At 69.4% G+C, this 26,463-nt stretch carries 25 protein-coding genes; 16 read left to right on the forward strand and 9 right to left on the reverse strand.

The window, feature by feature from the left end:
• Positions 1–103: 103 nt before the first annotated feature.
• Genes HH310_RS12070 through HH310_RS12080 form a run of 3 tightly spaced genes read left to right on the forward strand, consistent with a single transcriptional unit; the run spans position 104 to position 4,227 of the window.
• Positions 104–976, forward strand: coding sequence for an MIP/aquaporin family protein (locus HH310_RS12070; RefSeq protein ID WP_169175562.1), 873 nt, complete (start codon positions 104–106; stop codon positions 974–976).
• Positions 969–2,486 (forward strand): glycerol kinase GlpK, encoded by a 1,518-nt coding sequence (gene glpK / locus HH310_RS12075; RefSeq protein WP_169175563.1) that lies wholly within the window; start codon positions 969–971, stop codon positions 2,484–2,486. The genes HH310_RS12070 and glpK overlap by 8 nt, the downstream gene beginning before the upstream one ends.
• Before the next feature lie 34 nt (positions 2,487–2,520).
• Complete coding sequence (locus tag HH310_RS12080) at positions 2,521–4,227, forward strand: glycerol-3-phosphate dehydrogenase/oxidase (RefSeq protein WP_396027509.1); 1,707 nt, start codon at positions 2,521–2,523, stop codon at positions 4,225–4,227.
• A gap of 486 nt (positions 4,228–4,713) precedes the next feature.
• Here the strand turns inward: HH310_RS12080 and HH310_RS12085 are convergent, their stop codons facing one another.
• The gene (locus HH310_RS12085; RefSeq protein WP_169175565.1) at positions 4,714–5,085 is read right to left on the reverse strand and encodes a hypothetical protein; all 372 of its coding nucleotides are present in this window, start codon (positions 5,083–5,085) and stop codon (positions 4,714–4,716) included.
• A gap of 155 nt (positions 5,086–5,240) precedes the next feature.
• Positions 5,241–5,492: a sigma factor-like helix-turn-helix DNA-binding protein gene (locus HH310_RS12090; RefSeq protein WP_248293920.1), complete on the reverse strand. Its 252-nt coding sequence runs from the start codon at positions 5,490–5,492 to the stop codon at positions 5,241–5,243.
• Between the two features lie 100 nt (positions 5,493–5,592).
• On the opposite strand from HH310_RS12090, the gene HH310_RS12095 reads away from it, so the two are divergent.
• The gene (locus HH310_RS12095) at positions 5,593–6,312 is read left to right on the forward strand and encodes a hypothetical protein (protein WP_169175566.1); all 720 of its coding nucleotides are present in this window, start codon (positions 5,593–5,595) and stop codon (positions 6,310–6,312) included.
• Between the two features lie 47 nt (positions 6,313–6,359).
• Positions 6,360–7,220 carry an aminoglycoside phosphotransferase family protein gene (locus HH310_RS12100; RefSeq protein ID WP_211192058.1) on the forward strand — a complete coding sequence of 287 codons (861 nt, stop codon included), beginning with the start codon at positions 6,360–6,362 and terminating at the stop codon, positions 7,218–7,220.
• Positions 7,221–7,251: 31 nt separating this feature from the next.
• Here the strand turns inward: HH310_RS12100 and HH310_RS12105 are convergent, their stop codons facing one another.
• The gene (locus HH310_RS12105) at positions 7,252–8,115 is read right to left on the reverse strand and encodes a S41 family peptidase (RefSeq protein ID WP_169175568.1); all 864 of its coding nucleotides are present in this window, start codon (positions 8,113–8,115) and stop codon (positions 7,252–7,254) included.
• A 98-nt stretch (positions 8,116–8,213) separates the two neighbouring features.
• Here HH310_RS12105 and HH310_RS12110 point away from each other — a divergent pair, with 98 nt between their 5' ends.
• Positions 8,214–9,872, forward strand: coding sequence for an aminotransferase class V-fold PLP-dependent enzyme (locus tag HH310_RS12110; protein ID WP_169175569.1), 1,659 nt, complete (start codon positions 8,214–8,216; stop codon positions 9,870–9,872).
• Positions 9,873–9,912: 40 nt separating this feature from the next.
• Positions 9,913–10,509, forward strand: coding sequence for an N-acetyltransferase (locus HH310_RS12115; RefSeq protein ID WP_312033997.1), 597 nt, complete (start codon positions 9,913–9,915; stop codon positions 10,507–10,509).
• Between the two features lie 282 nt (positions 10,510–10,791).
• On the opposite strand, the gene HH310_RS12120 is transcribed toward HH310_RS12115, so the two are convergent.
• Positions 10,792–11,712: a hypothetical protein gene (locus HH310_RS12120; RefSeq protein WP_169175570.1), complete on the reverse strand. Its 921-nt coding sequence runs from the start codon at positions 11,710–11,712 to the stop codon at positions 10,792–10,794.
• Between the two features lie 175 nt (positions 11,713–11,887).
• Here HH310_RS12120 and HH310_RS12125 point away from each other — a divergent pair, with 175 nt between their 5' ends.
• Positions 11,888–12,256, forward strand: coding sequence for a hypothetical protein (locus HH310_RS12125; RefSeq protein WP_169175571.1), 369 nt, complete (start codon positions 11,888–11,890; stop codon positions 12,254–12,256).
• On the forward strand, positions 12,256–14,505 hold the full coding sequence (locus HH310_RS12130; protein WP_169175572.1) for a DUF4132 domain-containing protein: 2,250 nt from the start codon (positions 12,256–12,258) through the stop codon (positions 14,503–14,505). Before HH310_RS12125 ends, HH310_RS12130 begins: the two co-directional genes overlap by 1 nt.
• Before the next feature lie 6 nt (positions 14,506–14,511).
• Here the strand turns inward: HH310_RS12130 and rpsN are convergent, their stop codons facing one another.
• Complete coding sequence (rpsN, locus tag HH310_RS12135; RefSeq protein WP_169175573.1) at positions 14,512–14,817, reverse strand: 30S ribosomal protein S14; 306 nt, start codon at positions 14,815–14,817, stop codon at positions 14,512–14,514.
• Between the two features lie 94 nt (positions 14,818–14,911).
• On the opposite strand from rpsN, the gene HH310_RS12140 reads away from it, so the two are divergent.
• Genes HH310_RS12140 through HH310_RS12155 form a run of 4 tightly spaced genes read left to right on the forward strand, consistent with a single transcriptional unit; the run spans position 14,912 to position 19,032 of the window.
• On the forward strand, positions 14,912–16,138 hold the full coding sequence (locus HH310_RS12140) for a GTP-binding protein (RefSeq protein ID WP_169175574.1): 1,227 nt from the start codon (positions 14,912–14,914) through the stop codon (positions 16,136–16,138).
• 7 nt (positions 16,139–16,145) lie between these two features.
• Entirely contained in the window at positions 16,146–16,535 is a 390-nt protein-coding gene (locus tag HH310_RS12145; RefSeq protein ID WP_169175575.1) for a VOC family protein, read from the forward strand.
• A gap of 35 nt (positions 16,536–16,570) precedes the next feature.
• A complete protein-coding gene (gene ligA, locus HH310_RS12150) occupies positions 16,571–18,565 on the forward strand; it encodes an NAD-dependent DNA ligase LigA (protein WP_169175576.1) in 1,995 nt (664 codons plus the stop codon).
• Complete coding sequence (locus HH310_RS12155; protein WP_169175577.1) at positions 18,562–19,032, forward strand: GNAT family N-acetyltransferase; 471 nt, start codon at positions 18,562–18,564, stop codon at positions 19,030–19,032. Before ligA ends, HH310_RS12155 begins: the two co-directional genes overlap by 4 nt.
• Here the strand turns inward: HH310_RS12155 and HH310_RS12160 are convergent.
• The 3 genes from HH310_RS12160 to HH310_RS12170 form a co-directional block, all read right to left on the reverse strand.
• A complete protein-coding gene (locus tag HH310_RS12160; protein WP_312033998.1) occupies positions 19,023–19,994 on the reverse strand; it encodes an ATP-dependent DNA ligase in 972 nt (323 codons plus the stop codon). The two genes, HH310_RS12155 and HH310_RS12160, sit on opposite strands and share 10 nt — an antisense overlap.
• 119 nt (positions 19,995–20,113) lie before the next feature.
• Positions 20,114–21,979, reverse strand: a complete 1,866-nt coding sequence (locus HH310_RS12165; protein WP_169175578.1) for a glycoside hydrolase family 15 protein — start codon at positions 21,977–21,979, stop codon at positions 20,114–20,116.
• A gap of 329 nt (positions 21,980–22,308) precedes the next feature.
• Positions 22,309–23,025, reverse strand: coding sequence for an SDR family oxidoreductase (locus HH310_RS12170; RefSeq protein ID WP_169175579.1), 717 nt, complete (start codon positions 23,023–23,025; stop codon positions 22,309–22,311).
• 75 nt (positions 23,026–23,100) lie between these two features.
• Here HH310_RS12170 and HH310_RS12175 point away from each other — a divergent pair, with 75 nt between their 5' ends.
• On the forward strand, positions 23,101–23,580 hold the full coding sequence (locus HH310_RS12175) for a cupin domain-containing protein (protein ID WP_169175580.1): 480 nt from the start codon (positions 23,101–23,103) through the stop codon (positions 23,578–23,580).
• A gap of 43 nt (positions 23,581–23,623) precedes the next feature.
• Here HH310_RS12175 and HH310_RS45315 read toward each other — a convergent pair whose 3' ends face one another.
• Positions 23,624–24,631 (reverse strand): MaoC family dehydratase, encoded by a 1,008-nt coding sequence (locus HH310_RS45315; protein WP_169175581.1) that lies wholly within the window; start codon positions 24,629–24,631, stop codon positions 23,624–23,626.
• Positions 24,632–24,749: 118 nt separating this feature from the next.
• Here HH310_RS45315 and HH310_RS12185 point away from each other — a divergent pair, with 118 nt between their 5' ends.
• On the forward strand, positions 24,750–25,370 hold the full coding sequence (locus HH310_RS12185; protein ID WP_169175582.1) for a TetR/AcrR family transcriptional regulator: 621 nt from the start codon (positions 24,750–24,752) through the stop codon (positions 25,368–25,370).
• Between the two features lie 401 nt (positions 25,371–25,771).
• Positions 25,772–26,053, forward strand: coding sequence for a hypothetical protein (locus HH310_RS12190; RefSeq protein WP_169175583.1), 282 nt, complete (start codon positions 25,772–25,774; stop codon positions 26,051–26,053).
• The last annotated feature ends 410 nt before the right edge of the window (positions 26,054–26,463 follow it).

The raw sequence follows: 26,463 nt of genomic DNA on the forward strand, positions 1-26,463 counted from the left end.
TGACGAGGTCCAGTCACATTTGTTCGACAATGCCGAACGCAGTTCATTGTCCGTGCCCGGCTAGCTACTTAGCGTCGGTGAGCATCTAGCTTCAGGAGGGCACATGGCAGCACGACTGAAGTTCTCGGGGCTCTGGGCCGAGTTGGCCGCCGAGTTCGCCGGGACAATGATCCTGATCCTCTTCGGCGTGGGTGTCGTGGCGCAGGTTGTCGCCGGCGGCATCGGAGACCACGACAGCATTTCCTGGGCCTGGGGCCTGGGCGTCGTGATGGGTGTCTATGTGGCGGCGCGGATCAGCGGCGCCCACCTCAATCCCGCGGTCACCATCGCGCTCGCTGCCTTCAAGGGCTTCGAGTGGCGCAAGGTGGCCCCCTACATCGTCGCGCAGACGGTCGGCGCGTTCGTCGCCGCCCTGCTGGTGCGCTGGAACTACACCGAGGTCCTGGGTGCGGTCGACCCCGGTCACACGATCAAGACGCAGGGCGTCTTCTCCACGCTTCCCGGCAACGGGACATTGCCGGTCGGCGAGTGGGGCGCGTTCCGCGACCAGATCATCGGTACCGCCATCCTGCTGTTCCTGATCCTGGCGATCACGGACGCGGCCGGTACTCCCCCGCTGTCCAACCTGGCGCCGTTCATCATCGGCCTGATCGTGGTCGGCATCGGCATGGCGTGGGGCACCAACGCCGGCTACGCGATCAACCCGGCTCGTGACTTCGGCCCGCGGCTGGCCAGCTTCTTCACCGGGTACGGCGGAGCATTCCGGGATCAGACAGGATATCTCTACTTCTGGATCCCGATCGTGGGACCGATCATCGGCGGTCTCGTCGGTGCCGGCCTCTACCAGGTCCTGGTGGGCCGCTTCCTGGGTCAGGCCGGAGCGATCGAGCCCGGCGAGATCCCGGAGAAGGGCGGCCAGCCGCTGACCGAGGCCGTGCCGACAGCGACTACGAACGTGGAGGCAAACCGTGGCTGACTTCGTCGGCGCAGTGGACCAGGGCACGACGAGCACCCGTTTCATGATCTTCGATCACGGTGGCAACGAGGTAGCCCGCCACCAGCTCGAGCACGAGCAGATCCTGCCGCAGGCCGGCTGGGTCGAGCACAACCCGATCGAGATCTGGGACCGGACCGAGTCGGTGATCCGCACCGCGATGCAGAAGGCGAACATCTCGGCGACCGACCTGGCCGCCATCGGCATCACCAACCAGCGCGAGACCGCCGTGGTGTGGGACCGCACCACCGGCCGGCCGTACTACAACGCGATCGTCTGGCAGGACACGCGTACCGACCGGATCGCCTCGGCCCTCGACCGGGACGGCCGGGGTGACGTCATCCGCCGCAAGGCCGGCCTGCCACCGGCCACGTACTTCTCCGGCGGCAAGATCCAGTGGATTCTGGAGAACGTCGAGGGGGTCCGCGAGGCGGCCGAGCGCGGCGACGCGATCTTCGGCAACACCGACGCCTGGCTGCTCTGGCACATGACCGGCGGGATCGACGGCGGCCGGCACGTCACCGACGCGACGAACGCCAGCCGCACGATGCTGATGAACCTCGAGACGCTGCAATGGGACGACGAGCTGCTCAGTTTCTTCAACATCCCGCGGTCGATGCTGCCGGAGATCCGTCCGTCGAGCGACCCCGAGACGTACGGCATGGCCCGCTTCCCCGGCCCGCTCGGCGGCGAGGTACCGCTCACCGGCGACCTCGGCGACCAGCAGGCGGCCATGGTGGGTCAGGTCTGCCTCTCCCCCGGCGAGGCCAAGAACACGTACGGCACCGGTAACTTCATGCTGCTCAACACCGGCAACGAGCTGGTGCGGTCGGAGCACGGGCTGCTCACCACCGTCTGCTACAAATTCGGTGAGGCCGATCCCGTGTACGCCCTGGAGGGCTCCATCGCGGTCACCGGTTCGGCCGTGCAGTGGCTGCGCGACCAGCTGCACATCGTCACCTCCGCGGCGGACAGCGAGTCGCTGGCGTCGTCGGTGCCGGACAACGGCGGCGTGTACTTCGTACCGGCGTTCTCCGGTCTGTTCGCGCCGTACTGGCGGTCCGACGCGCGTGGTGCGATCGTCGGCCTGTCCCGGTTCAACACGGACGCGCACCTGGCCCGGGCCACCCTCGAGGCGATCTGCTACCAGAGCCGCGACGTGGCCGAGGCGATGGAGCAGGACTCCGGCGTGCACCTGGACGTGCTGAAGGTGGACGGCGGCATCACCGCCAACAACCTGTGCATGCAGATCCAGGCGGACGTCCTCGGCGTGGAGGTCAGCCGGCCGGTGGTCGCCGAGACCACCGCTCTGGGTGCCTCGTACGCCGCGGGCCTGGCGGTCGGCTTCTGGAAGTCGACCGACGAGATGCGGGACAACTGGAACGAATCGAAGCGCTGGTCGCCGCAATGGAACGACGAACAACGCACCGAGGGGTACGGCAAGTGGAAGAAGGCCGTGGAACGCACGCTCGACTGGGTAGATGTTGGGTGAGTTGAGTTCGCACGGCTGAACCGAAAGGAAACCACTGCTGATGTCGGCACTCTCACCGGAATATCGGGACTCGGCGCTGGCCGCGCTGGCCGGCGCCGAGCTCGACGTGCTGGTCGTGGGCGGCGGGGTGGTCGGCGCGGGCACTGCGCTCGACGCCGCCACCCGCGGCCTGTCGGTCGGCCTGGTCGAGGCGCGCGACTTCGCCTCGGGCACGTCGAGCCGGTCCAGCAAGCTCCTGCACGGTGGTCTGCGCTACCTGGAGATGCTGGACTTCGGGCTGGTCCGGGAGGCGCTGCACGAGCGGGGACTGATCCTGTCCCGGCTCGCGCCGCACCTCGCCCGGCCGGTCAAGTTCCTCTATCCGCTCAACCATCGGATGTGGGAACGCGTCTATGTGAACACGGGCGTCACGATGTACGACGTGATGGCCTGGAACGGTCACCTGCCCCGGCACCGGAACCTGACGCGCCGGGGCGCGCTGCAGGAGTGCGCCGCGTTGAAGAGCGACGCGCTGGTCGGCGCGATCCAGTACTACGACGCGCAGGTGGACGACGCGCGCCACACGATGTTCCTGGCGCGCACCGCGGCGGCGTACGGGGCTCATGTCGTAACCCGGACCGAAGTCGTCGGCTTCCTGCGCGAAGGTGAGCGGGTCACCGGCGTACGGGTGCATGATCTTGAGCACGACCGCACCTTCGAGATCCGCGCCCAGCAGGTGATCAACGCGACCGGGGTGTGGACCGACGACACCCAGGCACTGGTCGGCGAGCGAGGGCAATTCCACGTACGCGCGTCCAAGGGTATCCACCTGGTGGTGCCGCGCGACCGGATCCAGTCGAAGACCGGGCTGATCCTGCGGACCGAGAAGAGCGTGCTCTTCGTGATCCCGTGGGGACGGCACTGGATCGTCGGGACCACCGACACCGACTGGAACCTGGACAAGGCGCATCCGGCCGCGTCCAGCACCGACATCGACTACCTGCTGGAGCACGTCAACAAGGTGCTGCAGACGCCGTTGAGCCGGTCGGACGTGCAGGGGGTCTACGCCGGGTTGCGGCCGCTGCTGGCCGGCGAGTCGGACATGACCTCGAAGCTGTCCCGCGAGCATCTGGTGGGCAGCCCGGTTCCGGGCCTGGTCGTGGTGGCCGGCGGCAAGTACACGACGTACCGGGTGATGGCCAAGGACGCGGTCGACGCCGCGGTGCACGGGCTGGGCCGTTTCGTGGCGCCGTCGGTGACCGAGGACGTGCCGTTGCTGGGGGCGGAGGGCTTCCACGCGCTGTGGAACCGCCGCCGGATCCTGGCCGCCGACTCCGGGCTGCACGTGGCCCGGGTGGAGCATCTGCTCGGCCGGTACGGGACGCTCGTGCACGAGGTGCTCGATCTGGTCAAGGAGGACAAGAGCCTCGGGGAGCCGGTCGAGGGGGCGGACGACTATCTGCGGGCCGAGTTGTTGTACGCGGCGAGCCATGAAAGCGCCCGGCACCTCGTAGATGTGATGGCGCGGCGTACCCGGATCTCGATCGAGACCTTTGATCGGGGGCTGACGGCTGCTCCGGTGGCGGCGGCGTTGATGGCGGGGCCGCTGGGGTGGACCGATGAGCAGACCGCCAAGGAGGTCGAGAACTATCGGCTGCGGGTCGAGGCCGAGCGGGCTTCGCAGGAGCAGGTGGACGACGAGACAGCGGATGCGATGCGGTTGGGGGCGCCGGACGTGGTGCCGTTGACCGCCGCGATGTAAAGGGGTGGCCGCGGCCACGCAAGCGGGCATCCAGCTCCAGATTTCGCGATTTTTCGGATTTGTCGGGCCCGAGCCGGTTTGTACGCCTGGCTCGGGCCTGCCCTCGTTCCTGCTTGTTGCGCCGGCTCAGGTTCGGGTTCAGGCTGCGGCGTCCGCGCTCCCACTATGTGGCGATCCCGACCACATCCTGGACTTTCTCGCAACCTTGGAGAGTTGCGCCCACATACGAGCCCGCATACGAGCCATAAATCTCCAAGGTCCACCAAACGCCGGGAGAAGCGGTTGAACAAAAGCCGCAATGCGGGAGGAAATTATCTCCACAGTGGACGTCAATCCTACATCGCGGACGCGCAGCCACGATGTGGTCGCCAATCCCGCCCAACGGATGTAGGTCCCACATCATGGGACGCGTAGAGCATGGCGCCCTTCGGATCCGCAAACCTCGAGGCCCTTCACCGGGGGTAGTGGCATAACCCCAATCGCGCATCAACGGGGTCCCTCAGTGGCGATGAAGAGCTTCTCGCCGTCCGCGAGCCGGCCGATGCGGTCGCGCATCGGCATCGGCTGGTCGTAGCTCACCGTCCCGCCCAGCCCACAATGTCGGCGAGGCTGAGGCCGTCCGCCCGCAGGACCACATCGACCGAGATGCTTGTCGCGGCGTCGAGCGAGCCCCGCACCGACACGCGCGGCGGGTACCGGGCGGCGGCGATGTCGGCGAGGCTGCGAAAGCCGAGACGGTCGGCGACCGCCGTAGAAGCTGAACCGGGCGGCCGGATCGGAATGGCTCTCGAACACCACGGACACCGCCCGCAGCGGCCAGTCCTCGCTGAGCATCATCTCGTGGACGACGTCCAGCATGAGCAGGGGTCGGATGTTGAGGGGTCGATCGGCGGCAGTCAGGGGAGAATCACGCGGGCACCTCCTGTGCGATTCCGGCCCCGCCATTGAAGATCATCGAACCCAGCCGGTCAACGCCCCCGCGTCGCCGATCTCGCGGCCCGGCCGGGCCTGTCCTACGTCAGCGGCATCCTCGGGTGGTCAGCGGCGAGCATCGCGGACAGGTCGCGCATCGCGCGGTAGAGCCGGGCGGAGGCCAGTGCCGGGGTCAGGCCGAGCAGCCGCGCCGCCTCGCGGGTCGTCCGGCGCTGGAAGTACGTCGCGACGATGATCTCGCGGTGGTGGTCGGGGAGGTTGCGCAGCATCAGTTCCACGGCAGGCCGCGGGGTCTCACGGTCCCCGAGAGGGTCGGCATGTGTGGTCGGCATTCCTGGCACTTTGGTCGCCGGCGAGCAGAGAAACCAGTGCGCACCTGCGGCGTAGTCGGCCGATCACCCTGGGCTGGTGGCGGGTTCCTACCCTGTCGGCATGCGGTTGACCGAGATGAGCGTCATGGGCTTCCGGACGTCGGTCACCACGTTCCGGCGGCCCGCCGGCGGGCTGCGCTGGGTGATCATCCCGACGATCCACATGGGGCACGCCGACTACTACTGGGCGATCTGGCAGCGGCTGCGCTCCTGCCAGGCGGTCGTCGCCGAGATCTGGGACGGGCCCAGCTCGACCGGGATGGCGTACGCGAACGCCATGCGCCTCGCCCGCCAGCGAGCCAGCCGCGACCTGGTCGCGCAGGACATCGACTACGCGGCGCTCGGCGTACCGATCATCTTCCCGGACGACTACCTGGCGCCGGACGCGAGCCCGGACCGCCGGATGTCGCGGGCGGAACGGCTGAACGCGACCGTGGCGACGCCCATCCTCGCGCTGCACATGGCCCTCACCGGCGACCGGGACTGGCTCGCCAGGACCAAACTCGACATCGATGACCAGACCGAGGTCGTACGGGATGCCGGCGACGTCAAGCGGGAGGACCTCCTCCTCGGCGTGCTGCGCGAGATCGACACCGAGTTCGCCGCCGAGGACATGGAGGTGGCGGTCGTCTTCGGGGCACTGCACATGCCGACCGTCGTCCGCCACCTGGCCGGGATCGGGTACCGGGTGGTGCCGCCGGAACAGTGGCTGACCGCTGTCGGCTACGACGAGCCGCCGTACCTGCGCAAGCCCACGCTCGACGGGTGGATGGACTGGTAAATCGGTTGTCGCGGGGTGCGGCCGCGGGCCAGGGTGGCCGCGTGCCGATGCATGACGACGAGATCGAGGTGGCCCCGGGGACGGTCCGGGCGCTCGTGGACGCTCAATTTCCGCGATGGCGGGGGCTGCCGATCGAGCGGGTCGGCCGGCACGGCACGGTCAACGCGATCTTCCGGGTCGGCGACCGGCTGACCGCGCGGTTTCCGTTGCGCCCTACCGCGCGGGAGACGCTGGAGGCCGAGGCGGAGGCGGCTCGGGAGTTGAACGGGCGCACGCGCTTCGCCACGCCCGAGCCGGTGGTGATCGGTGCGCCCGGCTTCGGGTATCCGATGTCGTGGTCGGTGCAGACCTGGCTGCCCGGGGTGGTCGCCACCGAGCTTGATCCGGGCGGCTCCGAGGCGTACGGGAGGGATTTGGCCGATTTTGTCGTTGATGTGCGGGCGCTGGATCCTCGTGGGCGCACCTTTCGAGGGCACGGGCGCGGCGGGGATCTGACGGACCACGACGAGTGGATGGCGACGTGCCTGCGCCACCATGACCGGGACGGGCTGCGCCGGATGTGGCAACGGCTGCGGGAGCTGCCGCGCGGCGCGGGGCCTGACACGATGACGCACGGCGATCTGATTCCGGGCAACGTGCTGGTGGACGGGGGCCGGCTGGCCGGGGTGCTGGACGTGGGCGGCCTCGGCGTGGCGGATCCGGCGCTGGATCTGGTCGCGGCGTGGCACCTGCTGGAGGACGGGCCGCGGCAGGCCTTCCGGGAGCGGCTGGGCTGCGACGACCTGGAGTGGGAGCGCGGGCGGGCGTGGGCGTTCGAGCAGGCCATGGGCGTCGTCTGGTACTACCGCGAGACGAACCCGCCGATGAGCCGGATGGGGCAGCGCACTCTGGACCGCCTTACCCGATAGCCCGACGGGTCGGTCCGGCGCGTCGCCCGCCTTACCCGCTCTGCGGCATGACGCGGTCCAACGCCTCGTCCGCCGGGCACACCACGTCCGGGATGACGCCGGTCTGTTCCCAGTTGTCCTCGGTCTCCGAGTCGCGGACCTCGCCCTCCGGCAGGAAGGCCAGCACGCGGCGCGCCAGCCGCACGGGCACGATGTGGTCGGCCGCGCCGCGCGTGGTCTCGCCGATCACCGTCGCGCGGCCGCGCACGGACAAGTGGTACGCCAAGGCCTCGGCCGACGAGTAGGTGCGGTTGCTGACCAGCACCGCCACCTCTCCCCGGTACGCCGTGCCGAGCGGGAGCGACGGCGTCCACCACTGCCGGCGGTGGGTCTGGTAGATCACCTCGCAGAGCTGCCGCGAGTCGTCGCCGAGCAGCCAACCGGCCAGCGCGGCCACGGTCGCGACGTCGCCGCCGACGTTGGCGCGCAGGTCGAGGATCAGGGCCGGGGCGCCGACGGCCAGCGCGGCGGCGGCCGCTATGTACGGCTGGGCGAGGCTCAACGACTCCAGCGAGTCGAGCCGGACCAGGCACGTGCCGGGCAACCGGCGTACGGCGGAAAACCCGGCGGCCTTCGCCTGGATCTCCGCCCGATCCGGCGGCGGCCACCCGGGAAGCTCGGGTTGATCTTGATCGGATGACGTGAAGCGAAGCTCGATATGCCGGGAGTGACGCTGCGCCACGGTCTCGATGTCACGCAGCGCGGCGGCGTCAACGGGGGCCTCGGAGCCGCCGAACGCCTCGGACAGCGCCGCCGTCAAGGCCGAGCGCCGGAAGCCCGCAGGCATCAGCATGCGTAACCGATCGGACAGTCGCCCGGTAAGATCGCCGACCGTCCGGGCCTCCTCGATCACCATGACCTCACGGTAGGTGGCGGATCTGCCCATCGCAGTCTGACCGGCCGGGTGAACCCGCAGGTCGGAGCTCCGTTGATGCTGTGTAGGGGAGGCTTGCGATGGACACACCGATGCTGGCGCGAATCCGGCAGGGCATGATCGGCGCGGGGCAGGTGCTCGACGGGCCGTACGGGCCGCGGCGGATCACGTACGCCGATTTCACCGCCTCGGGGCAGGCGCTGGACTTCATCGAGGACTTCATCCGCGAGCAGGTGCTGAGCCGGTACGCCAACACGCACACCGAGGCGTCGGCGACCGGCGCCCAAACCGGGTCGTTGCGGGAGGAAGCGCGCACGATCATCCACGACGCGGTCGGCGGCGGGCCGGACGACGTCGTGATCTTCTGCGGCTCCGGGGCCACCGGCGCGGTCAGCAAGCTGGTCGGCATCCTGGGCATCCGTATCCCGGAGGGGCTCGACGATCGGTATCGGCTGCGGGCGCACATCCCGCGATCGGAACGGCCGGTCGTCTTCGTCGGGCCGTACGAACATCACTCCAACGAGCTCCCCTGGCGCGAGTCGATCGCCGACGTCGTCGAGATCGAACTGGACGCCGGCGGTCATGTCGACCTGCGTTCGCTGCGAAATGCCCTGATTGCGTACGCCGATCGGCCGTTGCGCATCGGGAGCTTCTCGGCCGCCTCGAACGTCACGGGAGTGCTCACCGACACGGTGAGTATCTCCCGGCTCCTGCGGGAACACGGAGCGCTGTCGGTGTGGGACTACGCGGCGGCCGGCCCGTACGTGCCGATCACGATGACGGACAAGGACGCGATCTTGCTGTCGCCGCACAAGTTCGTGGGCGGCCCGCAGACCCCCGGCGTGCTGGTGGTGAACCGGCACGTGATGAAGAACCGGGTGCCGGTCGTCCCGGGCGGCGGCACGGTGGAGTTCGTCGATCCGACCGGCCACCGGTACCTCGACGATCCGGTGGCGCGCGAGGAGGGCGGCACCCCCGCGATCGTCGAGTCGATCCGGGCCGGGTTGGCGTTTTCGGTCAAGCAGGCGGTCGGCACCGAGCTGATCGGCGTCCGCGAGCGGCAGCTGTGGGAGCGGTTGCGCGCCCGCTGGAGCACCGAGGACGGCATCGACATCCTGGGTTCGCTCGACGCGGATCGCCTGCCCATCGTCTCTTTCCAGGTACGCCACGGCGACGTCCCGCTGCACCACAATTTCGTGGCGGCGCTGCTCAACGACCTGTTCGGGATCCAGGCGCGCAGCGGGTGCTCGTGCGCCGGACCGTACGGGCATCGTCTGCTCGGCATCGACGACGCCCGCTCGCGCGAGTTCCGCGGCGAGATCGTCGAGGGCTGGGAGGGCATCAAGCCGGGCTGGACCCGGGTGAACCTGGCCTATTTTCTTTCGGACACGACGGTCGGCTATCTGCTCGAGGCGGTCGCGCTGATCTCCCGGTACGGGGCACGGTTGTTGCCGGACTATCGGTTCGATCCGCATACCGGGCGGTGGACGCATGCCGGGTTCGCGGCGTCGCGGCTGCGGCTGGCGGATTTGCGGCTGAACCAGGACGGCACGGTTCCGGTGTTCCCCGGCCGGCCGGTGCTGGGCGAGGACGTGCTGGCCACCTATCTGGACGAGGCGCGGCGGATGATGGAGAGCCGTCCCGACCCGGCCGACGGCGTACATCTGGAATTGCCGCCGGCGTTCGAGAAGCTGCGCTGGTTCCTGCTGCCGGACCAGTGCCTCGCGCGCATGCGTTAATCGCGTCGCGCCCTTGTGGATGCGGCGTTAGCCTGACGCCGTGGATTCACGGGACGGGATTTCACCCCGAGCTGGTGAGCTGGTTGTCCGGCACGAGCGGGACGGGGATCACGCTGCCGTCCGGGAGGTTCACGCCCGGGCATTCGGGGACGGCGATCGGGTTCCCCGGCTTGTCGATTCGCTGCGGGAGGCTAGGGCGTCGCTTGGGCCGCTGTCGCTTGTCGCTGTCGTCGGGGATCGCGTCGTGGGCCACGTGATGCTCAGCGCCTGTCGACTGGACGCGCTGCCGCGGCTCGTGGATGTGTTCTCGCTGTCGCCGCTCGGTGTGCTGCCGGAGTTTCAGGGCCGGGGAATCGGCACTCGGCTCGTGGCAAGCGCCCTCGCCGAAGCCGACGGCTCGCGTATCCCCTTGGTGTTCCTCGAGGGTTCGCCGCATTACTACGGCAAGCGGGGCTTCGCCGACGCCACCGCGGCGGGGTTTCGTCCGCCGACACTGTGCTACCCGCCCGGGACGTTTCAGGTTGCCAAGCTGTCCGCGTACGAGGAATGGATGGTGGGCACGTTTGTGTATTCCGACGTTTTCTGGGCCCATGATTGCGTGGGGCTCCGGGGTGAGCGTCTCGCGTCAGCTCTCTGAGACGGCCTCGGTCTCGGCCCATTCCAGTTCGCCTTCCGGGGTCACCTCGGCCTGGAAGATCGGGGTGTCCACGTCATAGCCGGCGAAGCGCCGCCCCCGGCGCTCGGCATAACCGACCAGCGCCGGGCGACCGCAGCCTCGACCTCGGCGATCCGGGCGTCGGAGGCGGGCGGACGAATCTCCGCCGCCGAGGCCGGCGCATTCCGGCGCAACCATTCCGCGATGTCGCGCCAGAGCGCCGCCACCTCACCAGCCATCTCGGCGGCGCAGCGGAATGGCTAGTTACTCGTCGGAGCGCAGCTCCGCCAAGGTCGCGCCGGCGACGATGCGAGCGATGTTCCCGTCGTGGTCGCGCTCGGCCAGCCGCCGGGCGAGGTCGTCCAGGTCGGTGAGCTCGCCGAATCGCGCCCGCAACAGCGCCCGCATCCCGTCGGCGTGGCCCTGCTCCAAGCCCTGCTCGCGACCCTGTTCCCGGCCCTGTTCCAGCCCTTGCTCGTGGCCTTGCTCGCGGTTTCGGCGAGCGATCTCGCGGCCCGATTCCGTTTGCTCGAGAACGTCGTTCATGCCTCTCCTTCGCAATGCTTCAAGAACCTGGACCGCGAGCGAACCTCCCACGAGCATACCCAGCTCGACCTGGACCAGCCGTTCCTCGAACGCGCTGGTCGCGGCGATCCGATCGACCACCCGCTCCACGAGGTCACCCGGCGGTTTCTGCGACCACAAAGCCAGCGGCGCCAGCGGGCTGGCCAGCAGCACACCGGGGTTGAGATCGTCGGGCACGTTGATCGACCGGTAATCGAGCCGGACCTGGTCACGGCTGAAACGGCCCGGATATCCCCTGCCCAGCGGCCAGAGCACGAACTGATGGATCCGGTGATCCGAGCGGCGGTACTTGAGCGCCATCGACGCCCAGTAGGCCACCATCCGCTCCTCGAAATCCTCGGTGCGCTGCACCTGGATCTCCACGTGATAAATGTCGGTCGGCACGTCATGACCGAACCGCACCACGAACACCTTGTCCTGCTGGCGGCTACGTTGCCTCGGCTGCTCGGTCGGCCCGTCGAGGATCACCTCCGCACCGTCGAGTTGCGCGCCACACAACAGCTGTAGCGCCTCCCGCGGATGCGCCTCCAGCAGCGCCTTGTACAAGCCGTCGAAATCGCGGGCCGGCGCCGCCCGCGGGACTGCTGTCTCGGGGGACACTGTTCCTCCTTTTCCGCGCCTGCGATCGGCGCGGAGGACAGCTTCCCGCACGGCATGACAACTAGTCAAGAGACAGGTTGTCCAATGCCCCATGTTTGTCGCGAATCCGGGCTCCAGCCGAAAATGTCGTACCCCTCCGGCATCATCTCCGGCACCACAAAGGACGGAGTTGGTCATGGCCCAGGTGATCGTGCGCGACGAGACGATGGCCGGGCGCGCCATCGGTGAGGTGGTGCTGCCGGGGCTGCCCGAGCGGATCACCGCGCGCGAGCTGGTGCGCCTGCGGGTGCGCGAAGAGGTGGCGCGGTTCAACGCCGCTCCGGCTCGGCCCGACACCTTCGGCGGGCTGGTGCGGCCGAGCGATCCCGCCAGGTCCCGGGTGGACTGGGAGGCGCAGGCCGAGATCGCCTGCGCCGGGTTCGGGCGCAACGCGTACGTGATGATCGTCGGTGATCGGCAGGTCGAGGATCTCGACGAGGTCATCGACCTGGAGCAGGCGCACGCCGTGTCGTTCATCCGGCTGACTCCGCTGGTCGGTGGCTGATGAGCGACCTGCTCGCCGACGAGATCCTGCACGGCCGGTCCGGGGCGGCGCTCGGTGCTCAGACACCGGAGGTTCGCCGGGCGACTCTGCGGCTCATTCACGAGCACGTGGTGGCGCACGACTCGCCACGGTTCGCCGGTTACGGACGCCATTTCGCCATCGATCACCTGCGTACCGCCTGGACCCGGGCCGACCTGGAGTGGGCGCTCGACCTGCTGCTCGCCGCCGGTCCGCGCGAGACCCTCTCGGACGCCCCGTTCTGGGTGCCCGCGCTGATCGCCGGCGCCCTCGACCAGGCCGAGCTGGAGGGGTTGGAAGGCCGGTTGGACGCCGTGTTCGGGGCCCTGCGCGACAACCCCCGGGTGCCGCCGGATGATCGGCGCCGGCTGACGTGGATCGTCGGCGCACCGCTGCGCCGGTTCGCCGGCCCCGACGCACCCGCCGAGATTCACGACCTTTTCCGGTACGCCTCGGGCCTGTCCAAGCCGGTCCCGTCCCGGTCGTGGCTCCGGGTGGCCGACGAGAAGCTGGCCGCCTCGCCACGAGCACGCGACGCCGTGACAAAGGTCCTCGACGCTCACCGGAACCCGGCGAGCTCGGCGTACGACTATGACGACTCGTTGCTGCGCGGGCTGATCTGGCTGCAGTCGCGCACGGCGGGCGACGAAAGCACCGCGCTGCTCGCCGACGTCGCCTCCGTCGTGGCGACGCCCGTCCGGCGGGGTGGCGCGGAGATGGTCACGCCGATGGCCGCGACGGCGATCGTCGAGGTGCTCGCGACGCGTCCGGGCGACGCACCGGTCCGTGCGCTGGCCCGGCTGAGTCTGACCGTGCGCAGCCGGCTGCTGCTGCCGCGGGTCCGCGCGGCCCTGGACCGGATCGGCCGCGAGCGTGGCTGGGCGCCCGGCGAGGCGCTCGAGCTCGCGGTGGACGACCACGAGCTCGACCGCGACGGCCGCCGCACCTGGCCGCTGGGCGACGGTGCGGCGGGCATGGTCGAGGTTGCCGGCGGCAAGGCGCGCCTACGCGCGTACCGGGACGGGGTGGTTCTTCGCACCGTGCCACCCGCGTGGAAGGACGCGCTGGCCGAGGCGCGCGCCACCGTCACCGAGATCAACAAGTCGCTCGCCGTCGAGCGGCTGCGGGTGGAGGGGCTGTTCTCCCAGGACCGGTTCTGGGAGTGGGCGACCTGGGTGCGGCGCTATCTGGAGCACCCGATCACCGGGGTCACCGCGCGGTCACTGATCTGGCAGGCGTCTCCGGACGGCGCGAGCTGGACGTCCGGGATTCCCGAGCGGACCACCGACGGCTGGACACTGTCCGATATGGACGCTCTGCCCGGCGCGGGCTGGCGGGTGCGGCTCTGGCATCCGGCCACCGCCGGGACGGCCGAGGTGGCCCGGTGGCGCGGCCGGGTGATCACGGCGAACCTGCGGCAGCCGGTCAAGCAGGCGTTTCGCGAGGTCTACCCGTTGACGCCGGCGGAGGAGGAGACACGGATCTACTCGAACCGGTTCGCGGCGCACATCCTGTACTACCGGCAGACGGCCGCGCTGATGCGCGAGCGCGGCTGGGCCAGCAACTATTTGGGCCCTTGGGACGGCGGTTACTGCGGCGAGGCCAAGAAGGAGCTGGGCGGTGGTGAGTGGCAGGCCGTCTTCCTCCACGACTGGGTGGAGTCGAGCACCTGGGAGCAGGTGTATTGCGCGACCGACCAGGTCCGGTTCGGCCGGCGGGACGGCCGCGCGTGGGCGCCGGTCGAGCTGAGCGAGGTGCCGCCGCTGGTGTTCAGCGAGGCGATGCGCGACGTGGACCTGTTCGTCGGCGTGACCTCGATCGCCGCCGATGACGCGTGGCAGGATCGCGGCGAGGACCGGTTCCACGACTACTGGGCGAGCGCGTCGTTCGGCGAGCTGACCGGGCGCGGGGAAATGCGCCGGGACGCGCTGGAACGGCTGCTGCCCCGGCTCGCGATCGGCCCCCGGTGCGAACTACGGGACCGCTTCCTGCGGGTGGCGGGCACGCTCGGGGCGTACCGGATCCATCTCGGCTCGGGCAACATCCTGATGGAGCCGGACGACGCCTATCTGTGCATCGTCGCGGACCGGGGGCCGGCCAAGAAGCTCAGCCTGCCGTTCGACGACGATCCGGTGCTGTCGGTGATCCTGTCCAAGGCCGTCATGCTCGCCGCGGACGACCGGATCACCGACCCCACCATCACGCGGCAGCTGCGCCGGAGCCGCCTATGAGGCCGTTCACCAGGACGCCTTGTGGACGCCGGGCAGCTCGCCGTTGCGGGCCATGTCACGGAAGCGGATGCGGGAGAGCCCGAAGCGGCTGAGCACCCCGCGCGGCCGTCCGTCGACCATGTCGCGGTTGCGGCGCCGGGCCGGGCTGGAGTCCCGGGGCAGGGCGCCGAGGCGGCGCACGGCCTCGGCGCGGACGTCCGGCGCGGTGGCCGGGGCGGAGATCAGGCGCTTGAGTTCGGCGCGGCGCTCGAAGTGGCGGGCGCTGAGCTCGGCGCGCCGCTTCTCGCGTTCGACCAGGGCACGGCGGGCCATCAGCGGCCCTCCCGGTCCGGGGCGGGGATCACGTCACAGAGAAAAGGCATGCCGTCAACTTTACAATGAAAATCATTTCCAACAACATGGGGGGATGACCTCCCTTCCCCGCGTCACCGTGCTCGCCGGCTTCTCCGCCGCGGCCACCAACGCCGTCGCCCGCAGCCTGCTGGTCACCGACCCGACGCTCGTGCTCGTCACGCACGACCTCACGGACGTCCGCGACGGCGTGGTCCGCCGCACGGTCCGCACGGCCGACGAGATCCTCGAGCAGGACCGCACCGACCTGGTGCACGGCTGCGTCTCCTGCACGCTGCGCGAGGACGTCCTGCCCACGCTGGCCCGGCTGAGCCGCCGGCGGCCGGGCGGCGACATCCTTCTCGCACTGCCGCCCGCCATCGAGCCGGAGGCGGTCGCCGCGGCCTGCGCGATCTCCACCGTCGACGGCGTGCGCCTCACCGACCTGGTGTCCTTCGACTCGTTCGTCACCGTCGTGGAGGCCGCCCGGTTCACCGACGACCTGGTCAGCAGCGACGATCTGGCCGATCGCGGGCTGCACGCGGCCGGCAACGACGAGCGCGGCGTCGCGGACGTGCTCACCCGCCAGGTCGAGTTCGCCGACACCCTCGTGGTGTGGAGCCACCCGGACGCGGACGAGCGCGACCGCCTCACCGCCGTCCTGCACCGGCTCGCGCCGTGGGCGGTCCAGGTCCGGGTGGGCGACACCCCGGCCGTGGACTGCTACGCGCTCGCCACGCGGCTGCTGCGCAGCGGACGCCACCAGCCCGCCATGCCCGGGATGCTCGGCCGGGCCATGGAGGGCTACCCGATCGGCGTGCACGATCCCGCCGGCGAGCACGGCGTCAACGCGATGCTGTTCACCAGCCGGCGCCCGTTCCACCCGCAGCGGCTGCACGACGCGCTGGACGACCTCACCAGCGAGGCGCTGCGCGGCCGGGGGCAACTGTGGATCGCCAGCCAGCCGGCGACCGCGATCGCCTGGGAGTCCGCGGGCGGCGGGTTGCTGCTCGGCAACCTCGGGCACTGGCTGGCGGCGCTGCCCCGGGACCGCTGGGAGGAGGCGAGCGACATGCGGCGCCTGGCCGCCGACGCGGACTGGGATCCCTATCACGGCGACCGCAGGACGATGCTGTCCTTCGTCGGGTTCGGCCTGGACACGGACGCGATGACGGCGTTGCTGAGCGCCAGCCTGCTCACCGACGCGGAGATCGCCGAGGGCGCGGAGGGCTGGCGCGACCTGCCGGACCCGTTCGCCGACTTCTTCCCGCTCCACGAGGCCGTGGCCCCGCCCGCGAGATGATCGGACGATGGAGGTACTGAGTAGCCGTATCCTGCTGCGCCCGTCCGACCTCGCACGCAGCCGTCGCTTCTACCGGGACGTGCTCGGGCTCGCGGTCCACCGCGAGTTCGGGCCGCCGGAGAATCCGGGGCTGGTCTTCTACCTGGGCCAGGGGTTCCTGGAGGTGTCCGGCGGCTCGCGCGACGAGCCGGCCGGACCGGTCCGGCTCTGGCTGCAGGTCCGCGACGTCCGCGCCGAGCATATGCGTCTCGTCGCGGCGGACGTGCCGGTCACGCGCGAACCCCGGCAGGAGCCGTGGGGACTGGTCGAGATGTGGATCGAGGACCCGGACGGCGTCCGGATCGTGCTGGTCGAGGTCCCGGCGGATCACCCGCTGCGACGTGACACCCGGCGATGAGCAAACTTGTCGTACCCGGCCAGTAGGTTATCGGCATGACGGAGACCGAAGCCGACTTCGCCGCCGCTGTCGGGCGTGCCCAGGCCGCCGCCAAGTCGTATTACGACACCGGCGACGTGCTGATGACCGATGCCGACTACGACCAGCTGCTCGACCGGATCGCCGAGGCGAAAAAGGCGCACCCCGACTGGGACGACCGCGGCCTGACCACCCGGGTCGCGGCGGGCGTGTCCGGCGGCGGCGACGTGCGGCACCCCGTTGCGATGATGTCGCTCGGCAAGGTCACCGGGGAGGACGAGGTGGGCGCCTTCGTCACCAGCCTCGGCGGCGAGCCGTGCCTGGTCGAGGTCAAGCTCGACGGGCTCGCGATCCGGGTGGAATACCGGTCGGGCCGGCTCGCGCTGGCCGCGCTGCGCGGCGACGGCAGCACCGGGGAGAACGTCACCGCCCAGGTCCTGCGCGGCGTCGCCGGCCTGCCCGAGCGGCTGGGCACCCCGTGGACGGGCGAGGTCCGCGGCGAGGTCTACATGACGGTCGGCGACTTCGAGGCCGCCAGCGCCAACCGGGTCGCCGCCGGCGGGAAGGCGTTCATCAACTCGCGCGGCGCGGTCGCCGGGTCGATCCGCAGCGCCGACCGCACGTACGAGACGCCGATGACCTTCGCGGCATACGACATCTCCGGCGAGTTCGCCTCACACCGCGAGCGGATGGCCCGGGCGGTCGAGCTCGGCTTCCCCACGGCCGGGCGGCTGGCCACCGGCGAGATCCAGGTCGCCGGTGACGCGCCGGCCGCGCTCGCCGCCATCGCCCGCATCGGCGAGCTGCGCCGCGACCTCGAGTTCCCGATCGACGGCGCGGTGCTCACCGCCGACCTGGAGTCGACACGCCGCCGGCTCGGCGTCGGCAGCCGCACGCCGCACTGGGCGGCCGCGTTCAAATACCCGGCCGACACGGGTTCGACGGTGCTGCGCGACATCGAGGTGCGGGTCGGGCGCACCGGGCGCATCTCACTGCGCGCGGTGCTCGACCCGGTCTTCGTCGACGGCACCACCATCACGTACGCGACGCTGCACAATCCCAAATTCGTCGAGGAGCAGGGCCTCGCGATCGGCCAGACGGTCGCGGTGTGGCGGGCCGGCGACGTGATCCCCCGCGTCACCGCGCCGATCGGCGAACAGCCGCACGGCCTCACCCCGTGGACCCCGCCCGAGACGTGTCCGCAGTGCGGCGAACCGTGGGACAAGTCCAGCCTGCTCTGGCGCTGCCACACCGCCTCCTGCAGCGCCGTCAACGCGCTGGAGTATTGGTGCAGCCGCGACGCCATGGACGTCGAGGGCGCCGGCGAGGCGCTCTGCGTCGCCCTCGTCAACGCGGGCCTGGCGAACGACGTCGCCGACCTGTACGCGCTGAGCGAGGAGCAACTGTCCGGCCTGCCGGTCGGCAACACCAAGGCCGGCGGTGTCGTCCTGCTCGGCAAGCTCAACGCCGCCAAGGTCATCGCATCGCTCGAGCACAGCAAGAGCCAGCCGTTCAATCGCGTCATCACCGGCCTCGGCATCCGGATGACCGGCCGCAGCGTCGGCCGCTGGCTCGCCGCCCGCTTCAAGACGATGGACGCGTTACGCGCCGCCACCGTCGAGGAGATCGCCGAGATCGACAAGATGGGCCTGATCAAGGCGCAGCACGTCATCGACGGCCTGACCGCCATGTCCGGCGTGATCGACCGGCTCGCCGCCGCCGGCGTCACCATGAGCGTCCCGCAGACCACCGGCGGCAAACCCCTCCACGGCAGGACGTACGTGGTCAGCGGCAGCGTCCCCGGCTACACCCGCACCACCGTGAGCGAGCGCATCGAGGAGTTGGGCGGCCGGGCCAGCGGCAGCGTCTCGGCCGCCACCACCGCACTGGTCACCTCGGAGACGACCACCGCGAAGGCGACCAAGGCGGCCAAGCTCGGCATCCCCATCATCGACCCGGCCGACTTCGCCGAGCTGCTCGCGGAGACCACGACCGACGGGGTGGACGCATGACCACCAGCCCGGCGATCCGTGCCGCGGTCGTCGCCGATCTGCCGGCGCTGCAACGGGTGTTCCGCGCGGCGTCACTGTCCAACGCCGGCGAGGCGCCGATGCTGCTGGCCCGGCCCGAGTTCCTGGTCTTCGCCGGCGACGGCATCGCCGACGGACGCACGCTGGTCGCGGTGGCCGGCGCACCGCAGGACCGGATCGTCGGGTTCGCGACGGTCACGACCGGCCCGGAACTCGAGGACCTGTTCGTCGACCCGGACTGGCACCGCCGCGGTGTGGCCCGGCAGCTGGTCGGGCGGGTCGCCGAGACCGCCCGCGCCCAGGGCCACCGGCGCTTGTGGGTCACCGGCAACCCGCACGCGCTCGCCTTCTACCTGGCCGTCGGTTTCGTCCAGGTCGACCAGGTCGCCACCGAGCTGGGCGTTCCCGGCCTGCGCATGTCCCTCGACCTGACGGGAGGTCACCCCTGAGGAGTCCACGCCGCGACGTCCGGCGGCCGCAGGTCGGTGCGGATCCGCAGAAACCTGACCTGATGCCGCCACTGCCCCGACTCGTACGCCTGATCGACCACGATCTCCGCGACCAGGGACGGGCGCACCGGCTGGTAAGCGACCGGACCGCCTCGGTCGAAGCGCATCCACGACACCGGCAGCGGCCGCGGCCACGGGCTCTCGTCGACGGGCGCCGCCAGCGCGGCCACCTCCTGCCGCTGCGGCGCGGTCAGCATCCCGGTGCGCCCCACGTACCGCAGCCGCCCCTCGTCGTCGAACCGTCCCAGCAGCAATGACACCGGCGGCTCGGTGATCCCGCCGACGATCGCCTCGGCCGTCACCCGCAGCTTGTACTTCCACCAGCCGGTACGCCGATACCGCCCGGCCAGGTCCTTGATGACGATGCCTTCCGACCCCAAGCTCCGGTACGCCTCGAGCCAGAGCAACGCCTCGTCATAGCTCGTGGTCTGCGGGCAAACCTGCAGCGCCGTCGCCGCCCCCGCGAGCAGCGCTTCGAGCCGTCCCCGTCGTTCCCGCAGCGGCCGCTCGCGCAGGTCCCCGTCCACGTCGTGGAGCAGGTCGAACGCCACGAAGGTGGCCGGCCGCGCCCGCACCTCCCGGCCCAGCCCGTGCCCCGCCACGACCCGCCGCTGCAACGCCGAGAACGACGTCCGACCGGCGACCGGATCGAAGTAGATGAGCTCGCCGTCGAGCACCGTACCGCTGGGCAGCCCGGCCAGATGCTCCACGAGATCCGGGAAGTAGGCTGCCAGCGGCCGTGCCGAACGCGATTGCAGAAACACCTCGCCGTCGCCGACGAACGCCGCCGCGCGCCAGCCGTCCCACTTCACCTCGTAGGCGCAGCCGCCCCGGCACATCCGCGGCGGCGGCAGGTCGGGAACGCCGGCGGCGCGCATCAGCTCGATCGGTGGCCGCAGCACCTCGACCCCCGTCCGCCCGCGACACCCCGACGCTAGGCAGAACGGGTGGCTCCGCGAGGGCAAACGCGAAGATCGCACTCACCCGCGCGAAATCCACACGGGACGCGAGCGGTGATCGCCTACGCGAAGGTGCGCCTCCCCCGCGCGAGCGGCGCCCGTTCCAGCGCCCCGTTCAGCCCGATGGCCGCGTCGATCAGGGCCAGGTGCGTGAACGCCTGCGGGAAGTTGCCCAGCTGCTCCCCCGTCAACCCGATCTCCTCCCCGTACAGGCCGAGGTGGTTGGCGTACGTCAGCATCTTGTCAAACGTCAGCCGCGCCCGGTCCAGCTCGCCCACCTGCGACAACGCCGTGATGTAGGAGAACGTGCAGAGCGAGAACGTGCCCTCCGAGCCGCGCAGCCCGTCCGGTGACGCCGCCGGGTCGTAGCGGTAGACCAGGCTGTCGGTCACCAGCTCGGTGTCCATGGCGCGCAGCGTGGAGAGCCACATCGGATCGTTCGGCGTGATGAAGCCGACCACCGGCATCCGGAGCAGGGCCGCGTCGAGGACGTCGGTGCGGTAGTGCTGCCGGAACGCCTGCCGGGTCGGGCTCCAGCCACGCTCCATGACCTGCTGGTAGATCGCGTCACGTTCGCGGCGCCACCGCTCCACGTTGCCGGGCCGGCCGTTCTCGGTGGCGAGCCGCACGCCGCGGTCCAGGGCCACCCAGCACATCACCCGCCCGTACGTGAAATCCTGCCGGCCGCCGCGGGTCTCCCAGATGCCTTCCTCCGGCTGATCCCAGTGGTCGGCCACCCAGTCGAGCAGCTCGACGACGCCGAGCCAGCCACGGTGGCCGGCCTTGAGACCGTGCCGGGACGCGACGTAGCCACTGTCCAGCGCCTCACCGTAGATGTCGAGCTGCAGCTGATCCGCGGCGCCGTTGCCGATGCGTACGGGAGCCGAGTTTTTATAGCCCCGCCAGCCGTCGATGATCTCCTCGCCGCCGATCTCCGTCCCGTCCACCCGGTACATGATCTTCAGCGGGCCGGTGCCGGCCTTGTCCGCCTGTTCCTCGATCCGGTCGCGCAGCCAGAGCCCGAGCGCCGCCGCCTCGTCGGTGAATCCCAGGCCGAGCAGCGAGTAGACGGAGAACGACGCGTCCCGGATCCAGGTGTAGCGGTAATCCCAGTTGCGTTCGCCGCCGACCTGCTCGGGCAGCCCGGCGGTCGGGGCGGCGATCAGGGCACCCGTCGGGGCGTACGTCATGAGCTTGAGGGTGATCGCCGAGCGGTCGACCGACTCGCGCCAGCGTCCGCGGTAGGTCGAGCGCGCCACCCACGTCTGCCAGAAGTCGACGGTGTCGTCGAAAAGCCGGCGCGCCTCCGCGGTCGGAACAGCCCGGATCGGGCCCGCGACGCCGGTCTCCAGCACGAGCCCGCGCATCTGCCCGGCCTTCATCGGGATCTCGGCGCGCACGTCGCCCTCGCCGTCGACCGAGGCGCGCGCGAGCCGCTCGTCGTCGGTGTCCCGGATCAGGCACATGGTCATCGCGGTCTTCTCCCCCTCGAAGACCGCGCCGTCCTCGGTCACGTGCGTCTGCGCCGGCTCGCGGCCGTAGTCGAATCGCGGCGCCACCTCGACCACGAACGTCATCTCGCCGCGCACGCACCGCACCAGCCGGACCAGGCGATGCCGCGGCGCCTCGGTGCCGTTCTCCGCGATCGGCATGAAATCGATGATCTCCCCGACGCCCGCCTCGGTCAGGAACCGGGTGACGAGCACCGCGGTGTCGGCGAGATACATCTGCTTGCTTGTGTACGCCTCGACGGCCGGCCGCATCCGCAGATGCCCGCCGCGCTCGTGGTCGAGCAGCGCCCCGAAAATGCTGGGCGAGTCGAATCGCGGGGCGCAGAACCAGTCGATGGACCCGTCGGTGCCGACCAGCGCGGCCGTCTGCAGGTCACCGATCAGGCCATGGTCGGCAATCAGGGGATAGTCGGACATCGAACTCCCGCCTTCTCTCGTCACGGCTGACCCCGTCACCATCCGGCGTTACCCCAGCACAGGCATCATTCGTACGGGATGAGAGAGGCGCTCAGGAGGCCAGGTCACCGAGATGGCGGTGGAGCTCGGCGACCAATCTCCTTGCGGCACTGCTCGTGGTCCACCAGTTCGGCACCTCCGGCCAGGCGGTTCGGCCACGACCACGCCGCCCACGAGCGGCGGCAATGGCTGCGACACCTCATGGCGTACGGGATCGGGGGTGTGATTCTGGGGTTCTTCACGATTCTCGTCGGCGACGTTTCGCGAACCGTGCCGGTGTGCGCTCTCCCCTAGACCACCAGTGGCTCCCCGCCGTCGACCGGAATGACCGCGCCGGTGAGGAACGTGTTGGTCAAGGCGAAGACAATGGCCGACGCGATGTCTTCCGACGTGCCCACCCGGCGTACCGGATTGCGCCTCTCCCGGGTCGCGTAAAGCTCCGACCTGCCCTGCTCGCCCAGCCGGTCATAGGCGCCGGTGTCGATGGTTCCGGGCGAGATGGCATTGACGCGGATCGGTGCCAGTTCCAGCGCGAGCGCTCTCGTCATCGCGTCGACCGCGCCGTTCGTGGCGGTGACCGCGGACGAACCCGGCAGCGGCTGACGCGACCGGATGCCGGCGAGAAGCACAAATGAGCCGTCGCGGGGCATGCGCGGCTCGAAATGCTTCACCAGCATGAGCGGGCCGATGACCTTGGTGGCCAGCGACAGCATGACCGGGGCGGGCTCCAGGTCCCGGACGTTGCCGTAGACGCGCGCGGACGCCGTCGTGACCACGTGGTCGACGGTGCCGAGACGGTTCGCCAGGTCGGCGATCGAATCCTCGTCGGTCAGGTCGATCGACTCGACGTCGACGGTGTCGTTGTACGCGGCCTTGAGCTCGTCGACATTGCGGCCGGCGGCAATGACCTGGCCGCCCGCCGCCTGAATGGCCGTGGCGGTGGCTTTCGCGATGCCGCCGGCCCGGCCGACGACCAGGACGCTGCGATCCTTCAAAAGGTGTGCCATGGCGCCATGCTCCTGTAGCCGGGTCGTCCGTGTCGTGTCACGTGCGTCACTTCCGGGGCGGGGCAAGATGGGCTCATGACGTATCCACCGCCCCTTTACCACGGTGACGAGCCCGAAGTCAGCGCCACCTTCCGGCCCGACGGCGCCGCACCCGAGCTGGTCTATCCGAACGGCACGCGCGTGCATTACCTGTCCACCGGCCAGTCGACCGGCGGGCTGTTCGGGTTGTACCGCTGGGAGTGCGGGCCCGGCGTGACCGGTCCCGACCCGCATTTCCATCGCTCGATGGCGGAGTCGTTCTACATCCTGTCCGGGAGCATGCGCATCTACAACGGCAAGGAATGGCTGACCACGGAACCGGGCGACTACGTGCACGTCCCGCCGGGCGGCATCCACGGTTTCAAAAACGAATCGGGGGCGCCGGCGTCGATGCTGCTGCACTTCTCACCCGGGGCGCCGCGGGAAGGATATTTCGAGGGGCTGGTGCGGGTGGCGCAGATGAGCGACGAGGAAAAGGAAGAGTTCTACCGCTATCACGACAACATCTGGATCTGAGCGCTTTGCTTTTTGTGGGGGAAGCCGGTCCGGCTTTCCCCATTTACCTCCACGTGCCGTGCGCCAGGACGCGTCCACGGGAGTCCGACATGCGAAATCTGCGGGCTGCCGATTGGAATTCGACTTCCTCGCCGACGAACACCGGCCGAATGAACACTATGTCCAGAAATTTCATGGCCTCGGCTGAAATTTCGGAGATGTACCGTACGGCGTACGCGGCGGTCGCATTGCCCTGGATAAACGGTTTCCGAAAGCCGAACAATCTCGCGGCGACACGATAGATGTGCACGTTGTAGTCGCCGCTCAGCCGGGCGAATCGGATGCCCATGCGCGGCGGTACGACGAAGGTGCTGGTGGTCTCGACCTTCATGTCCAGCGTCTCTTTCGTATAGCGCGTGAGGTCGAGCGAACCGAGGTCGGTCTTGTTTCGCGCAGGGTCCGCCCGCAGGCGCGCCATGTTCCGCTCCCCCACCTTGTCAATCATGAAATGCGCCTGATGGGCAACGCGGGTGGCGCCGTCGTCGTCGAGGACCTCGGAGTGCAGCACGACCAGGATACTGTTCGATCCCAGCACGGTGACGTCGCCGACCCACGTGCGGACGGTGTATCCGTCACCGGCCCGCAGCGGCGGACGCCCGGTGTCGTACGTGACCAGAGTGCGGACATGTCGAAGAAACCGAAGGTTGACCCCCAGCGACGTGACCAGCCGGGTCGCCGGGGGCAACATCGCCGGCAGCTCGTAGGGCAGCGGGATGTCGAATGGCGGCGCCACCGCGAACAGATTCCGCCACGCCCTTTTCTCGACGTCCGACAGGGTGAAATCTGTTTGGATGGCATAATCGTCGTCATCCAGGTTCAGATTTGTCTTCCGCAGGACGGATCGCCGTCCCGAGCGGAAGTAGCGATATTTGGCGCGCACCGTCCGGGCCGGAACGAACGGCATGGTTGTCGTGTGCACGCGACGACCGGGGTGTTCGGAGGAATTCCGCATGACAACCTTTCGCATGTCATCCTTCTGATGGCAGATGCCTTCAGATGGCGTGGTGCTCACGATAAATCGTTCTGATGTCAGCTGTCATCAGAAGGTTTATCCAGCGGTCATGACGCGCGACACTTCATTTTCTGACATCTCGCGGACCGGGCGCCCGCCCCGATACGGTGAGAGCGAGATGAAAAGCTATGGGGGCAAAACTGCCGACGAACGGCGGGCCGAGCGTCGCGCGCAGCTGATCGCGGCCGCGCGGGAACTGTTCATCGCCCGGGGCTACGCCGGGACGTCGATCCGGGCGGTGCTGCGCGAGGCCGGCCTGCAGGAGCGCTACTTCGCGGAGAACTTCTCCGGCATGGACGACCTGCTGGCCGCCGTGCACGACGAGGTCGACGCCTATTTCTTCGATTCGCTGATGCGCGACGTGGACCGGTCCGATCCCCCCGCGCACCAGCGCCGGACGATCCTGACGAACTACATCACCGCCATCGAGAAGCACCCGGCCTGGGCCCGCATCAAGCTGATCGAGACGGTCGGCGTCTCCGCCCTGGTCGACGAACGCCGGCGGCAGACCCAGGAGAAGTACGCCACCGCCGCGGTCGCGTTCATGCCCGTTCCGCGGGCCGGCTCGACGCTCGACCCGCACATCCTCGCGCGCGCCTTCATCTCAGGCATGAACGGCATCATCATCGACTGGCTGACCGGCACCCTGGACATCGACACCGACCAGGTCATCACCCACGGCAACGCACTTTTCGACGGCGTCCTGGAGGCCCTGAACGCCCGCCAAGAAACCTCGTGACACCGACCGAGGTCCCGTCCGGTCCACCAGCTGGCACTACCCGAACCGCCTGTCAGACCTGACAGGCGGTTCTTCCGTCGTCGTTCGGCGCGGAAGACATGGCATCTGAGCTGCGCTGTTAGGTATTGACAGGCTGCGACAAAGCCTGCATTGCTCGGCAGGCGGCCGGGCTGCATTGCCGCCGGGACGGGTGCTCTCGGCGGAGTGAAGATCCTCTCGGGCGTCAGAGACCGCCATGGTCAAGACGCAGGGGGTAACCGGCGCGACCAATGCCTCCGGCCGCCCCCGGAAGGTCGGCATCGCGCCTCATAGCCGCAAAGCGGATACCACTGCCGCTCGCACCGGTAGTCTCGTGCGGCCGTAGCACGAATCCGTGATCGGCTCTCCCGGAGGCTGTCCTCATGTCGCAACCTCCGGCGCAGGACGAGGAACGACTGCAGAGACTTGCCCGACGAGCTGGCAGTGAAACCGTCGTCATACTCCGCGACGGCCGGCGCCTGTCCGTGTACGACATCGCCTGGGGATACGACGTGGGCGACGCATGGGCTCACGTAACCACCAACATCAGTCCCGGCTTCGAGGGCGCTCCCGTGGACCTCTTTGTCACGAGCGAGGTCGTGCTGGTCGTTGACCCCGCTACCGACGAGATCGTGTACAAACCCAGCTCGTCGCGGCTTACCTGACTGAGTCCCGGACACGAGCGAATCGCGGCATGAGAGTGAGCACGGCCGAGCAGCCTATTTGGATATCATCTGGATCGCCGACCTGACACGATGTCCACCTGGACGAGCAAGTGGAGCCCGGACATGGACAACGCGGATGCCTGAACGGCCAACGCAAGAGACAACCGAGGCCGCGGTCGCACATCTTCTGAGCGAGGCAATGCTTCTTATCAGGTTTGAGCTCGCCCCGCTGCGTGACGACGTGCCGGAACGGGAGAGAATGCGACGAGCGTGGGCTCTCGCCGACCTGTGCGAGAATCTGCCGTCATGGCTGAATCCGGATCGGCGCATCTGCGGCATGAGAGTCGCCTTCCGTGAGCGGGTAAAGACGAGCCGATGAATAGCCGGAATCGGCGTGCCAGCAATGTGTG

It is taken from the genome of Actinoplanes sp. TBRC 11911, from assembly GCF_012933445.1.
GTDB lineage: Bacteria > Actinomycetota > Actinomycetes > Mycobacteriales > Micromonosporaceae > Actinoplanes.